This is a genomic window from Gemmatirosa kalamazoonensis (genome assembly GCF_000522985.1).
Classification (GTDB): Bacteria; Gemmatimonadota; Gemmatimonadetes; order Gemmatimonadales; family Gemmatimonadaceae; genus Gemmatirosa; species Gemmatirosa kalamazoonensis.
Map to the genome: position 1 here is coordinate 1,948,344 of NZ_CP007128.1, position 13,595 is coordinate 1,961,938.

Sequence of the window (13,595 nt, forward strand, 5' to 3'; positions counted from 1 at the left end):
AGCGCCGCAGTCCCTCCAGGCTCCACGCTCCACGCTCCACGCTCGCCATCACGGCGTAAGTCGCACGCCCGCGCGCACGAGCACTCCGTCCTCCCCGTTCCGCAGGACGTCGCGCGCCGAGGATTCGCGGGCGCCGTAGTCGAGGCGCGACCAGAGCGCGCCGAGGTCGAGGGCGAGCGACCGGGCGAGCCACACCTGCAGCCCGCCGCCCGCCGCGTACGTGGTGCCGGTGAGCGGCGTCGCGGTGCTCGACAGCGTCGTCGGCGACGACACCTTCGTGCGGCCGATGCGTCCCGCGAGGTACGGCGTGAAGTTGCCCGCCCCGAGGTCCAGCGTCACGCGCGGCTCGAGGTAGTAGCCCGAGTAGATCGCGTGGTCCGTGGACCCCGCGAGATCGTGCTCCGTGCGCTGGTAGCCGGCGCCGACGCCGAGCGCGCTGACGCCGATGCTCGCGTGGACGTCGAAGCCGTAGCCGTCGCCGATCCGCGGGTCGGAGGCTCGCGCGCGGACGGACGAGTACACGCCGTCGCCGCCGATGGCGACGAACGGGGAGCTGCGCCGCTCCCACGGCTGCGGCGGATGCCGCTGGGCCTGGGCGCGGGGCGCCAGGAGCGGGAGCGTGGCGAGGGCGCCGATCGCGATGGACGCGACGCGGCCACCGGCGAGGTGGGGGCGAGGAGACATGGGAAGCCCGGTGTGGGTCACGGCACGCCGCCCGACCTTCGCCGGACGCGGCACCGACTGCCGAGGCAACCGCCGGGCCCTCCGACGACACGCCGTAAGTCGCGTCGCCGGAAGGGCTTCACATGTTCACGCCGGGGTGCGTGTCACCCCGCTGGGACGGCGGGCGTCGCGCGACGGCGACGCCCGCCGAGGCGCTCAGGCCGCGGCCTGCGGGCGGATGCGGGCGTAGGCCGTCGTCGCCTGCCTCAGCAGCAGGAGCGCCGACGCCTCGAGGTCGTAATCCACCGTGAGCTCGGCCAACCGCTCGGTGCTGTGCTTCCCGTCGCCCAGGTCGCGCACGGCGCGGCTCGCGATGCGCTGCCGGCGCGCGTACTCGCGGCTCGCCATCCAGAGCTGGTTCGCGGCCTGCCAGCAGCCGCTGTCCCGCTCGGCACAAATACGAGTGGCGGCTGCCTCGTAGGCCGCCGCCATGTCCGCCAACGCCTGGTCGGTCACCGTGACCAGCGCCTGCGCCGCCCGCTGCTCGGCGCCCATCGCGCGATCGCGCACGAAGCGCGACAGGCGCTCGTGCTGCCGGCAGCACTCCATCGCCGCACGGTAGAGGGCATCGGCGCGCTGATAGAACGTCGCGACGTCCCGTGGAGCGGGGGTCTTCCGATCGCGGGTGACCTGGATCGTGCCGTTCGTGCGGAAAGGATTCAGCTTCGGCATGGGACCACGGTGCGGCGGGGCGGACGAGCGGTGGGATGGAGCGAAGGCGGGAACAGCGAGCTCCGGGAGGCCGTCCGCGTGAGACGTTCGTCACAGAGTATAGGCAACAAGGAGCGGAATACCTAGTCTTGACTCCGTAGTTGTCCCTACACAGACCCGCCTCTCCGCCCGACACCATCACGCATGACCATCCCTCTCCGGGTCGATACGGAGCCGAACGGCGTTCGCACGATCACCCTCGATCGGCCCGACCGGCTGAACGCCGTGAACCCCGCGCTCGCCGACGCGCTCCCGCTCGCCCTCGACGACGCGGCGGCCGACGACGCGGTCCGCGTGGTCGTCGTCACCGGGGCCGGCCGCGGCTTCTGCGCGGGGCTCGATCTGCGTGACCCTGCCATGGGCAGCGACCGGTCGCTCCCCGAACGGCTCGACCCGCTGCACTGGGTCGGCCGGTGGGTGCTCGCGGTGCGCGGCTGCGAGAAGCCGGTGATCGCCGCCGTGAACGGCCCCGCGGTCGGTGCCGGCTTCGGCCTCGCGCTCGCCTGCGACCTGCGGCTCGTCGCCGCGGGCGCGACGATGGCCGCCGGCTACGTGCGGCGCGGCCTCAGCCCGGACGCCGGCGTGTCGTACTTCCTGCCGCGCCACGTCGGCTCGGCGCGCGCGGCGGACATCCTGTTCACCGGCCGCGACGTGAGCGCCGACGAGGCCGAGCGCATCGGGCTCGCGCTCGTGATACCCGCCGAGCGGTTCGCCGAGGACGTCGCCGCGTATGCCGCCCGGGTCGCCGCCGCGTCGCCGGTCGCGCTCGCGCTCACCAAGCGCCTGCTCACCGGGAGTCCCGACACGCCGCTCGCCGCGCACCTGCGCGACGAGGTCGCGCACATCAAGACGTGCCTGGCGACTCCCGAGGTGCAGCGCGCCATGGCGGAGTTCCGCGCCAGGGGCTGACGCCGTGGGTGCTAGTGGCGGGACCAGATCAGCACGATGCTGCAGCTGGTCAGCCGGCCGCTCGCGTACTGCGGCGGGGCGTAGGCCGGGTCGGCGTAGACCTCGATCCCCGCCACCTGCTGGGGGTCGACGAAGTCGTCGATCCGGTCGCCGGGCGGGACCGGCATCCCGTCCAGGAACAGGAGCGCCTGGCAGGTGCCGCTGCCGAGCTTCCCGCGGCCGAGGATCATGTTGCCGAGGTGCCCGTCGGGCGTGATCTGCAGCCCCGGTACGTCGCGCAGCGCGGCGGAGAGCACCGTCGGTTTCGCGCGATCGAGGTCCGCGGCGGTCAGGAACCGGCCGAAGGCATTGTGGCGCTGGCGGTCGAGGAACTCGGTGAGCAGCGGCGACTGCCGGGACGGGGTGCCGAAGACCGTCACCGGGCCGAGGGCCACCGCCGTCCGCTCCATGCGCACGTCCACGCTGCCGGTGCGGTCGGTGGAGAGATCGACGGCCACGCGGCGCGCCGCGAACCCGATCGCCCGCAGCTCGAGCGTGCGCGTGCCCGCGGGCAGCCCGCCGAGCGTGAACGCCCCGTTCGCGTCGACGGTGGCCGACGCCGCCGCGCCCCAGACGAAGGCCCGGGCCCCGCGCACGGGGCGGCCGTCCGAATCGCGCACGGTCCCGGTGAGACGCGCGGTACCGCGCGCCGCGGACGCCGTGTCGCCGAGGAGGAGGTCGCGCACGACGAATCCCCGCGGGGGCAGCTCCAGCGCGACCTCGCCGCTCGCGCGACCCGGGACCGCCGCGGACGCGACGAGCTCCTCGCCGGACGGGACGCCGCACAGCACGAAGCTGCCGCCCCGACCGGTGGTGATCGGTACGCGGCGGTGCTCCGTGCGCAGCCCGCGGGCACCGACCGACACCTCCGACCAGGTGAGGACGACCGTGGCGTTCGGCACGGGCGCTCCGTCGACCGCGTCGCGCACGCGGCCGGCGAGCAGGCCGGACGAGTCGGTCGACGCCTGCGGGCTCCCGCACACGACCGGCCGCACGCGCGCGAGGTCCGGCACGCCGAGATCGACGCGGACCGCGCCGTCCCCGGCCCCGAGGTCGACGACCCGCGGCGTGGCCTCGACCCGCAACAGGTCGAGCAGCGGGTGAAAGAAGCCGACGAGGTAGCGGCCAGGCCCGAGCGAGTCGATCCGGAACGCGCCGGCGGCGTCTGCGGCCACCGTCCGGCCCCCGTCCAGGTCGTCCGCGCGCACGATCTGGACGTAGGCCCGTGCGAGCGGTCCGTGGCCGAGCGAGTCGTACACCACGCCGTACACCGCGCCGAGCGCGGGCTGCTGCGCGCCGGCGTCGCGGGCTGCGAGCGCGGCGACGGCGAGGGAGGCGGCGACCACGGCGTCACGCCGAGCGCGCATCGGGCAGGGCTCCAGGATCGGGGGCGGCGGGGCGGCGAAGGTAGACCGCGACCCGAAACCCCGCCAGTCAGATCTCCGGTCGACGCGGCGAGCGCCCCGCGAGTCCGTCCGGCAGCTGGTCGAGCAGTGGATTGAGCTCCGTCGCGCGGTCGAGCGTCGTCACGAACGTGAGCCCGGGGCGCGACACGACGAGCATTCCCGACACGCCGTACAGCACCACCGTGCCGCCGTCGGCGTGGACGACGCACGACGACGAGTCGACGACGTGCGCGGCGCCCCATACGCCGTTCCCCGTGTCGTCCAGCTCCCGCACGCGCCGCAGCGCGGCCCACGTCCCGACGTCGTCCCATCCGAACTCGCCGGGGAGCACGACGACGTTCTCGCTCCGCTCGAGCAGGCCGCGCTCGATCGACACGCTCTGGATGAGCCCAGCGAAGCGATCGAGCTTGCCGGCGGCGAGCGCGGCGAGCCCCGGCTGCAGCTCCGTGGTCCGCTCGGCGAGCGCGTCGAGCATCGTCCCCGCCTGCGCGACGAGGATCCCGGTGTGCCAGAACGCGCGCTCCGCGATGAGCTCCTCGGCCAGGATCGGGCCCGGCTTCTCGACGAAGCGGCGCACGTGGAACGGCGCCGTGCGCCGCGCGTCGTCGCCCTCGAGCGGCGCCGCGGGCATGAGGTAGCCGAACCCCGACTCGGGGCGCGTCGGCTCGGCGCCTAACGCGACGATCGACGCGTCGCGCGCGGCGATCGCGGCGGCGCGCTTCAGCAGTCGGCGCAGCTCGTCGGGGTACGCCACCGCGAGGTCGGCGTGCAGCGCGACGAACAACGTGCGTGGGCCGACGCGGCGCGCGATCTCCTGCGCGCCCCACGCGATCGCCGCGGCGGTGCCCATCGGGCGCGGCTCGACGAGCATGTTCGCGTCGGGCACCTCGGGGATCGCCGCGTGCAGCGCATCGGCGATGTCGGCGCTCGTGAGCACGAGCACGCGGTCCGCCGGCACCGTGGGCGCGAGCCGCGCGATCGTGTCGGCGATGAGCGGGCGCTCGCCGACGAGCGCGAGCAGCTGCTTCGGGCGCTCCGGCGTGGAGAGCGGCCAGAAGCGCGAGCCGATGCCGCCGGCGAGCACGATGGCCCACAGCGTTAGGCCGGTCTGCAGCGCGTCTTCCGGCTCCGGCTGCTCGCTCGGCAGCGTGCCCACCGCGTCCGACTCTGCCTCGACCGACTCGGGGATCCCACCGAACGGCGGAATAGAACCGGGGATCGGTGGGACCATGGCGAGGGTAGGAAATTGGCCTGGGACGAACCGCCCGCTTTTCGGGATCGGCGGCTGAAGAATACCCTGGCGCGTCGTATGCCGCACCTGCACCATCAGGCATGGTACGGCTTCCCTGGAGGCACCTTATGCGCTTCCAACCACTTCGCTCGCCCCTCGGTCGTCCCACCCTGAGTGCGGCGGCACTGTTCCTCGTCGGCACGGTTCCGGCGCGGGCGCAGACACCGGCGGCGACCGTCGCGTCCACCGCCTCCACCGACTCGCTCGTTCCCGTCGAGGGGCGCGTGCGCGGACCCGACGGACTTGCCATCGCGAGCGCCGAGGTCACCATCACGCCGAGGCCGAACGGCGCCGCCGTGACGCTCGCGCGTCGGCTGTACAGCGACGACTCGGGCACGTTCAAGTTCCCGCCGCTCCCGCGCGGACCCGCCACGCTCTCGGTGCGCCGCATCGGCTTCAAGCCCGTCACCGTGGAGACCGAGCTGCCGGTCTCGATGCCGCTGTCGGTGCGGCTCGAGACGACGTCGCAGACGCTGTCGGCGGTCGTCATCCAGGACAGGCGTCGACACTACGAGGGGCCGCTCGCCGACTTCAACCGCCGCCGCGACTTCGGCATGGGCCGCTTCCTCACCGCCGGGCAGATCGACGCGCGCAACGCGATCCGGACGACGGATCTGCTGCGCGGCGTCCCCGGCGTGCAGGTGTTCAACGGCCTGCGCGGCACGTCGCTGCGCCTGCGCGGGAGCCGCTGCGACCCGCTCGTGTGGATCGACGGCACGCCGGCGCTCGCCGGCTACTTCGACATCGACGCGTTCGCGCCGAACTCGCTCGGCGGCATCGAGATCTACAACGGCGTGAGCGAGGTGCCGGTGGAGCTGCGCGGCCCGCGCGGCGAGGAGCGATGCGGCGTCGTCGCCGTGTGGTCGCGTCTCCCGGAGCGTCGGCCCAAACAGAGCAAGCGCAAGCCGATGACCGCCGAGGAGATCAACGCGCTGCTCGCGTCGGCGACCGTGTACACCGCGGAGCAGGTGGACCGACCGGTGGTGGTCGACTCGCAGGTGCCGGTCGAGGCGTACTACCCGGACTCGCTGAAGCAGAGCAAGCTGTCGGGCGTCGCGGTCGTCGAGTTCGTGGTCGACACCGAGGGGCGCGTGGAGACGGAGACCATCAACGTCGTGCAGGCGTCGCACCCCGGCTTCGCGCGCGCCGCCCGCGAGGCGGTGTTCTCGGCGCGCTTCATTCCCGCCCTGCTTCGCGGCCGCGCGGTGCGGCAGATCGTGCAGCTGCCGATCCAGTTCCAGTCGACGGCGGCCGGGAAGCGTTAGGCGTCAGGCGTTAGGCATCAGGCGCGGCGGCGGCGCCGCACGACGGCGGCGCCGAGGCCAAGCGCGCCGAGCGCGACGAGCGACAGCGACGACGGCTCCGGCGTCACCGTGCCGGTGAACTGCACGTCGTACGTCGCCCCCGGCTGGCCGAAGCCGGCCGTCGCGTCGGTGTGGAACGAGAGCGTCTGCGTGAACGCGCCGCGCGCGACGCCGGTGATCGCGACGTCGAACGGCTCCAGCCCGCCCTCGCCGAGCACCGTGCCCGCGGGCAGCCCGAGGATCGTGGTGAGCACCTGCGGCGCGGGCGACGCCGTCACGCCGAGCAGCGAGAGCTGCGTGAGCTCGAGCACCTGGGGCGCCGAGGGCATGCCGCCGTAGATGCTCTGCAGCGCGGTCGACGTGTTCGCGATCCACCAGTGCAGCGTGAACGTCGAGCCTTGCGCCAGCAGCCCGAGGTCGATCGTGGACCCCGGCGTGAACGACGACGCGAACTCCGGCTCGACCGAGCCCGGGACCGGCGTGCCGGCGCCGCCGATGAAGCGGCAGGCGGGCGCCTGGCCGTACGACGTCGTCTGCGCGGCGCAGAGCGTCTGGTGCGTCGCCATCGTCGTCGGCACGAAGTAGCCCGGAGCGGCTGGCACCTCGGCGATCGGACGCTCGCCGGACGAGTAGAAGCCCAGCTCCGCGGGGAAGCGCACCGTGCTGCCGGGGAGCGGCACGAAGAAGCCGGCGCGGGCCGGCGTCGGCTTCACGGCGCCGGCGGCCGGCACGTAGGTGCCCGGCGGGGCGATGGTGGGTGACGTCGCCCCTTTCGTGAGGACGTAGTAGCCGGCCGGCGCCGGCGTACACGGCTGCCGCCCCGTCGGGCTCCAGGTGCCGGGGGCGCAGAGCGGCTGCGCGTGCAGCGTGGTCGGAGCGGAGAACGCCAGCGCCACGGATGCGCCGAGCAGGCACGTCGTGAGAGCGGAGCGAAGAGTCGACATGGGTGTCGCGAGAGAGTCGGTATCCATCGGTGTGCGCTGAGGATACCCGGCGCTCTGGCAAGCCCGACAACAAAGAACTCCTTGTAAGGCGGTCTACAAAGAAAGCTTGGTGGTTCGACGGGTGATGCGCCGCGCGCGTCCGCCGCGTGGCACATCCGTTGCCCGCAAGCACGGCGGAGCCAAACCACCACGTCGGTGTGGACGGCATCCCGCGCTCTACAGCCGGAGTGGGCGATGTTGGAGGAGCAGTACCAGCGAAGTGACGGTCGCGCCGCCGATGGCGCGACGGGGGACCCCGCGGCGGACACGCCGCCGGCCGCGCCGCGGGTCGAGGGCGTGCCGAGCGAGCAGCTGTGGCGAGCGGCCATCCTTGCCGCGCGGCAGGCGGCGCTCGCTGCGGCGGAGCTCCGGCGTGCGCTGGCCGAATCGGCGGCCGCGGCGCCTCACGTCGCGGTGGCCCCGTCGGTGGACGAGGTGGCCGGCGCGACGGTGCTGAGCTGACCGCGTCAGAGCGCCTTTCTGATCGCCGCCTCGAGATTCTGCTCGCTGCCCTGGCCGGTGTAGACGACCTTTCCGGCGCGGTCGAGGACGAGGATGTAGGAGGTCGCCGGCACGTCGTAGGCGCCCGTCGCGGCGCCCTTCGTATCGAAGACGAACGTCCCCGGCAGCGCGTGCTTCGCGACGTACGCCCTCACCCGCTCGGGCGACTGGTTCACGGATACCGCCACTCCGACGATGCGCAGCCGGCCCGCGTACTTCCGGGCCACGGCCTGCATCTGCGGCTCGAGCGCGCGGCAGTTCGGGCACCACGTCGCCCAGAACTCGATGAGCACCGGCCCCTGGCCGATGAACTGGGAGAGGTTCGCGGGCTTGCCGTCGAGCGTCTGGACGGCGGCCGGCGGGGCCTGGGTGCCGATCTCGAGGCCGATGTCCTGCGCCCGAGCGGCGACCGGAGCGGCGAGCAGGAGGGAGACGGCGGCGAGAAGGAGTCGTCGCATCGGGAAACGGTGGGAACGGAGTCGCGGGATCAGAGCCAGACCGTGCCGGCCTGGATGAAGTAGTACTCCGCAGCACCGATCATGGCGACGGCGAACACCCGCTTCACCCACACCATCCACATCCCGGCCCGCGGCAGCCGCGCCACCGCGCCGCTGGAGACGCCGACCGCGACGAGCAGCGTGCACATGCCGAGCGAGAAGACGAACAGGTAGAGGAACCCGATCCCCGCGCTGCGCGTCGAGGCGACCCAGGTGAGCACGGCGGCCATGACCGGGGCGGAGCAGGGGGCGGCGACGAGCCCCGACATGGCGCCCATGACGAACGCGCCGACGAAGCGTCCGCCGGCGCCGGCGGTCGCCGCGCGGTTCATGAGCCACGCCGGCACCCGCACCGGGAGCACGTCGAGCATCGCGAGCGCGGCGAGGAGCAGCAGGTTGCCCATCGCGAGCAGCGCCCACCGGTTCGTGCTGATGGCGCCGAACAGCGACCCGGTCATCCCGGCGAACAGCCCGAGCGCGGAGTACACGAGGGCGACGCCGAGCACGTACACGAGCGTGAGCGCGACCGGCCGCCAGCGCGTGCCGCGCACGCCGACCGCCGCGTCGCCGCCGGCCACCGACTGCCCGCCGACGATCGCCGCGGTGATCGGGATCATCGGGTAGACGCACGGCGTGAGGCTCGTCAGCACGCCCGCGCCGAACAGCACGGGGATCGCGGCGACGGGGTTCGCCGACAGTTGCGCGGCCAGTCCGGGTTCCATGTGTGCATTCTAAGCACGCGAGACGCCGTCGAGATGGGTCATTCGACGGTCGTACGACGTGGCGGGCGCGCGGCCGCGGCGGCGCGTGGCGACGTCGGCGCGAAGCTCCGCGTCGAGCGCGGGGTTGAAGTTCACCGTGTAGCCGCGCAGCACCTGCAGCTCGCTCCACGACAGCCCCTCGCTCGCCCGCACGAGCCGCTCGAGCGACGCGCCGTCGTGGTCGAAGCGCGCCTGTTTCGCCGGGTCGAGCGCCGGGCGCACGGCCTCGTACAGCCAGTGCAGCGGCGGCTCCTCGGGGAGCGCGGGGCCGAGCGGCGGCCCGTGCGCGTCGAGGTGGTCGAGCATCGCGTACACCGCGTACGGCCACTGCGCGCAGAGCGTGAGCCAGCGCACCGTCGCCGCCGGGTCGTCGAGGATGGCGCGGCTGCCGCCCAACGTCGCGAGCGAGCGGACGAGCGCGTACACGTTGACGAGCCGCTTCACGTGCCGCGGGTTGCGGCGCATGCACGTGGCGACGTCCTCGAACGCGCGCAGCTCGGCGTGCGTGAACGACAGCGGGTCGAGCGGTGCGGACGACGGCGACACGGACGACGGCGACACGGCGGACGGCGACCCTGCGGACGGCGACCCTGCGGACGGCGATACGGCGGGCGGCGACGCGTTAGGCGGGTCGGCCGACGGCAGCGTGCCGCTCGTGGCTTCGTACCCTGGCTGCTCGGGCGGGTCGCCGAGCTGCTTGCCGAGGAAGCGCTTCAACTCGTCGCTCGTCGGCTCCGGGATGCGGAACGGGATCTGGACGATCTTGTCGAGGTACTCGTAGCCGGTGATCCCCGCGGGGCCCAGCAGCTCCTCGTAGTGCTGCTCCACCGCGGCCGTGATGACGCGCGCGTCGATGCCGAGGCAGACGACGAAGCTCCGCCGGTCGAGGAGCTGGTTGATCGCCTGCAGCACCTCGACGGCCTTGTCCGGCTCGCAGCGATCGAGGTCGTCGATCGTGATGAGGACGCGGCTTCCCTCGCCGCGGAGCTGCTCGTCCACGAGGTCGAGATCCGCGCGCACGGCGCGCACGAAGTCGCTCTCGCCGCCGTAGCCCGGGCCGTCGTCGAGGAGCGCGGTGACCCAGCCGCCTAACGGGGTGATCACCGACGAGCGGAGGAGCATCACCGCGGCGGTGACGGCGCCGACGATCGCGGGGACGGAGAACTTGTCGTCGCTCGTGTCGACGCCGAAGACGCGCCGCGCGAACGTCTGCGCCTGCTCCGGCTTGAGATGCGCGAACCCCCACCAGAGGCCCGCGCCGACGCCGATCCAGGCGAGCAGCGTCTTCCAGTCGCCACGCAGCTTGCGCAGGAAGTTGCGGCGCAGCTTGCGCCACGCCGTCCGCGCCCAGCGGACAGGCCGGCGGTGCCAGCGCACGTCACGCGTCACGCCGTCGAGCACGCGCCTCACGAGGCGCGGCCAGATGTGCTCCGCGGCGTTGTACTCCCACGCGTTGAACGCGATGCAGTAGACGTGGGCGCGCTGCCGCGTCGACGCCGTGACGCCCGGGCTTGGCCGGTGCGCGGCGCCGCGGCGCTCGACCTCGTCGATGAGATGGCGGAGGAGGAACGACTTCCCGGCGCCCCACGCGCCGAAGATGCCGATCGTGAGCGGCGGCCGCGTATCCGGGGAGTCGATGAGGTCCGCGAACGCGCGCACGTAGTGCGTGAAGTTGAGCCGGTCCTCGCCCTCGGCGCGGTCGTTCGCGGCGCCGCCGCCGGTGCCGATGCGGGGCGGCTCGGGCGCCGGCTGCTGCACGGGTACGGCGCCCACCAGGTCCTCGAGCTCCGCGAGCTGGCGGCGGGCCTCGTCGTCGGACAGCTCGTCGTCGCGCGCACCCTGCTCGATCGTCTCGTGCAGCACCGCCGCGGCGACCGGCCGCACGTCGTCGAACAGCGCGACCACCGGCGACGACCGGACGGCGAAGAAGCCCGCGAGCAGGTGGCGCAGATGCGTGGGGCGCGCGCCGTCCGCCGTCGCGCCGGCGAGGAGCGCCGCCGCCGTCACCGCCGCCACGACCTCCGGTGTCAGCGGCGGCAGCGTGTCGCTCCGCGACACGAACGCCGCGCCGTCGCGCACGAAGTACGGGAGGCGGTCGGCCGCCGGTGCGTCGAAGCCCGCCTCGCGCAGCCGCGCCGTGAGGCGCTCGGCGTCGAGCCCCGCGCGGTCGAACGTGGAGCGCCCGGACGTGGCGTTCGGCGTGCGGAGGCCGAGGACGAGGTGCTCCATCGCGACCGCGTCGCGCCCGTGGACCCGCCGGATCGCGTCGGCGACGCCGAACGCGAGGCGCGCGGTGTCGGTGAGCGAGCGGGCGACGCTCTCGAGCTCCGGGTGCGGCGGCGCGTCCGTGCTCGACGCGCTCGACGCGCTCGACGCGCTCGACTGCACGAGCGGCTCACGCTCGTCCACCGGCTTCGTGGCCATGCATCGTCTCCGCGGTCGGCGTGAGAACCTCGACGCTCGCCTCCATCGTACCGCTGGTCCAGGGGCGCGCCAGCCTTGCGGCCTACACCAGCGCGGCGCACGTCGCGCGAGCGTTCCCACGCTTGATGGGAGCGGCACGGGCGGCCACTCGCTGTTCGCGAACTTCGCGACGAGCACGTTCACGTTCGACGCGACGGCGCTCGGCGGGCTGCCGACGTCGGCCGGCATCGTGTGGACCGACGTGGCGGCCGTGCTCCGGCCCCTCGTCCCTTTTAGCTTTCGGGGATACGCACGACGAACCATCCCAGACGACAGCGACCGTGGCACCACAGTTCATCTACGTCATGAAGGGCCTGCGCAAGGTGATCCCGCCGAACCGGATCATCCTCGACGACATCTGGCTCTCGTTCTATCCCGGCGCGAAGATCGGCGTCCTCGGGCCTAACGGGGCCGGCAAGTCGTCGCTGCTGCGCATCATGGCCGGCGTCGACCAGGACTTCCAGGGCGAGGCGTGGCCGCACAAGGGGACGAAGATCGGCTTCCTGCCGCAGGAGCCGCAGCTCGACCCGACGAAGACCGTGCGTGAGAACGTCGAGGAGGCGCTGAAGGAGCAGCGCGGGAAGCTCACGCGCTTCAACGAGATCAGCGCCGCGTTCGCCGACCCCGACGCGGACTTCGACAAGCTGCTCGAGGAGCAGGCGCGCGTGCAGGAGTACATCGACACGCACGACCTGTGGAACCTCGACAACAAGATCGAGATCGCGATGGACGCGCTGCGCCTGCCGCCCGGCGACGCCGACGTCACGAAGCTTTCGGGCGGCGAGAAGCGACGCGTCGCGCTGTGCAAGGTGCTGCTCGAGGAGCCGGACATGCTGCTGCTCGACGAGCCGACGAACCATCTCGACGCGGAGTCGGTGGCGTGGCTCGAGAAGCATCTCGAGACGTTCCCCGGCACCGTCGTCGCGATCACGCACGACCGCTACTTCCTCGACAACGTCGCGAAGTGGATCCTCGAGCTCGATCGCGGGCGCGGCGTGCCGTACGAGGGGAACTACAGCGGGTGGCTCGAGCAGAAGCGGCAGCGTCTCGCGCAGGAGGAGAAGTCGGCCTCCGCGCGGCAGCGCACGCTGGAGCGCGAGCTGGAGTGGGTGCGCATGTCGCCGCGCGCGCGGCAGTCGAAGAGCAAGGCGCGCCTGCAGGCGTACGAGCAGCTCGCGAGCGAGGCGCAGCAGGAGAAGGTGGTGCAGAACGAGATCGTCATCCCGCCGGCGCCGCGACTCGGCAACGAGGTCGTCGTCGTGCGCGACCTGCGCAAGGGCTTCGGCGACCGGCTGCTCATCGACGACCTGTCGTTCTCGCTGCCCCGCGCGGGCATCGTCGGGATCATCGGGCCTAACGGCGCCGGCAAGACGACGTTCTTCAAGATGATCGCCGGCCAGGAGACGCCGGACGACGGCGACGTGAAGATCGGCGAGACGGTGGTGATGGGCTACGTCGACCAGAACCGCACGCTGAACCCGACGAACACGGTGTGGCAGGAGGTCTCGGGCGGGTCGGACACGATCATGGTCGGCAAGCGCGAGATGAACACGCGCGCGTACCTCTCGAGCTTCAACTTCAAGGGCACCGACCAGCAGAAGAAGGTCGGCGATCTCTCCGGCGGTGAGCGCAATCGGCTGCACCTCGCGAAGACGCTGATGACGGGGTCGAACCTCCTCCTGCTGGACGAGCCGACGAACGATCTCGACGTCGACACGCTGCGTGCCTTGGAGGAGGCGCTGCTGGACTTCTCGGGGTGCGCCGTCGTGATCTCGCACGATCGGTGGTTCCTGGACCGCGTGGCGACGCACATCCTCGCGTTCGAGGGGAACAGCGAGGTGGTGTGGCACGAGGGGAACTACCAGTCGTACATCGAGGACCTGCGCAAGCGCAAAGGCCCCGACGCCGATCAGCCGCACCGGATCGCGTACAAGAAGCTCGTGCGGGCGTAGGTAGGCATTCGCTTCGTGCGCACAGTCAGCCTCCCGGGGTCGGCAAACCCCTTGC

At 72.7% G+C, this 13,595-nt stretch carries 12 protein-coding genes; 4 read left to right on the forward strand and 8 right to left on the reverse strand.

The features are described 5' to 3' along the window. Positions 1–48: 48 nt before the first annotated feature. Entirely contained in the window at positions 49–684 is a 636-nt protein-coding gene (locus tag J421_RS08505) for an outer membrane protein (protein WP_148306220.1), read from the reverse strand. Positions 685–879: 195 nt separating this feature from the next. Then, positions 880–1,395 (reverse strand): hypothetical protein, encoded by a 516-nt coding sequence (locus J421_RS08510; RefSeq protein WP_025410755.1) that lies wholly within the window; start codon positions 1,393–1,395, stop codon positions 880–882. A 183-nt stretch (positions 1,396–1,578) separates the two neighbouring features. On the opposite strand from J421_RS08510, the gene J421_RS08515 reads away from it, so the two are divergent. Continuing rightward, a complete protein-coding gene (locus tag J421_RS08515; RefSeq protein ID WP_025410756.1) occupies positions 1,579–2,343 on the forward strand; it encodes an enoyl-CoA hydratase/isomerase family protein in 765 nt (254 codons plus the stop codon). 11 nt (positions 2,344–2,354) lie between these two features. Here J421_RS08515 and J421_RS08520 read toward each other — a convergent pair whose 3' ends face one another. Together J421_RS08520 and J421_RS08525 are read right to left on the reverse strand one after the other, a co-directional pair. Beyond that, positions 2,355–3,749, reverse strand: a complete 1,395-nt coding sequence (locus J421_RS08520; RefSeq protein WP_104022408.1) for a carboxypeptidase-like regulatory domain-containing protein — start codon at positions 3,747–3,749, stop codon at positions 2,355–2,357. 67 nt (positions 3,750–3,816) lie between these two features. Next, positions 3,817–5,019 carry a mannose-1-phosphate guanylyltransferase gene (locus J421_RS08525; protein WP_158508697.1) on the reverse strand — a complete coding sequence of 401 codons (1,203 nt, stop codon included), beginning with the start codon at positions 5,017–5,019 and terminating at the stop codon, positions 3,817–3,819. A 128-nt stretch (positions 5,020–5,147) separates the two neighbouring features. Here J421_RS08525 and J421_RS08530 point away from each other — a divergent pair, with 128 nt between their 5' ends. Next, positions 5,148–6,344, forward strand: a complete 1,197-nt coding sequence (locus J421_RS08530; RefSeq protein WP_158508699.1) for a TonB family protein — start codon at positions 5,148–5,150, stop codon at positions 6,342–6,344. A gap of 17 nt (positions 6,345–6,361) precedes the next feature. Here the strand turns inward: J421_RS08530 and J421_RS08535 are convergent, their stop codons facing one another. Further along, entirely contained in the window at positions 6,362–7,327 is a 966-nt protein-coding gene (locus tag J421_RS08535; protein ID WP_148306221.1) for a PEP-CTERM sorting domain-containing protein, read from the reverse strand. A gap of 234 nt (positions 7,328–7,561) precedes the next feature. Here J421_RS08535 and J421_RS08540 point away from each other — a divergent pair, with 234 nt between their 5' ends. Then, a complete protein-coding gene (locus J421_RS08540) occupies positions 7,562–7,828 on the forward strand; it encodes a hypothetical protein (protein ID WP_025410761.1) in 267 nt (88 codons plus the stop codon). A 5-nt stretch (positions 7,829–7,833) separates the two neighbouring features. On the opposite strand, the gene J421_RS08545 is transcribed toward J421_RS08540, so the two are convergent. Genes J421_RS08545 through J421_RS08555 form a run of 3 tightly spaced genes read right to left on the reverse strand, consistent with a single transcriptional unit; the run spans position 7,834 to position 11,549 of the window. Beyond that, positions 7,834–8,325: a TlpA family protein disulfide reductase gene (locus J421_RS08545; protein WP_025410762.1), complete on the reverse strand. Its 492-nt coding sequence runs from the start codon at positions 8,323–8,325 to the stop codon at positions 7,834–7,836. 29 nt (positions 8,326–8,354) lie between these two features. Beyond that, on the reverse strand, positions 8,355–9,086 hold the full coding sequence (locus J421_RS08550) for a cytochrome c biogenesis protein CcdA (RefSeq protein ID WP_025410763.1): 732 nt from the start codon (positions 9,084–9,086) through the stop codon (positions 8,355–8,357). A 9-nt stretch (positions 9,087–9,095) separates the two neighbouring features. After that, a complete protein-coding gene (locus J421_RS08555; protein WP_025410764.1) occupies positions 9,096–11,549 on the reverse strand; it encodes a KAP family P-loop NTPase fold protein in 2,454 nt (817 codons plus the stop codon). Between the two features lie 320 nt (positions 11,550–11,869). Between J421_RS08555 and ettA the strand changes: the two genes are divergently transcribed. Beyond that, entirely contained in the window at positions 11,870–13,540 is a 1,671-nt protein-coding gene (ettA, locus tag J421_RS08560; protein ID WP_025410765.1) for an energy-dependent translational throttle protein EttA, read from the forward strand. Positions 13,541–13,595 lie beyond the last annotated feature (55 nt).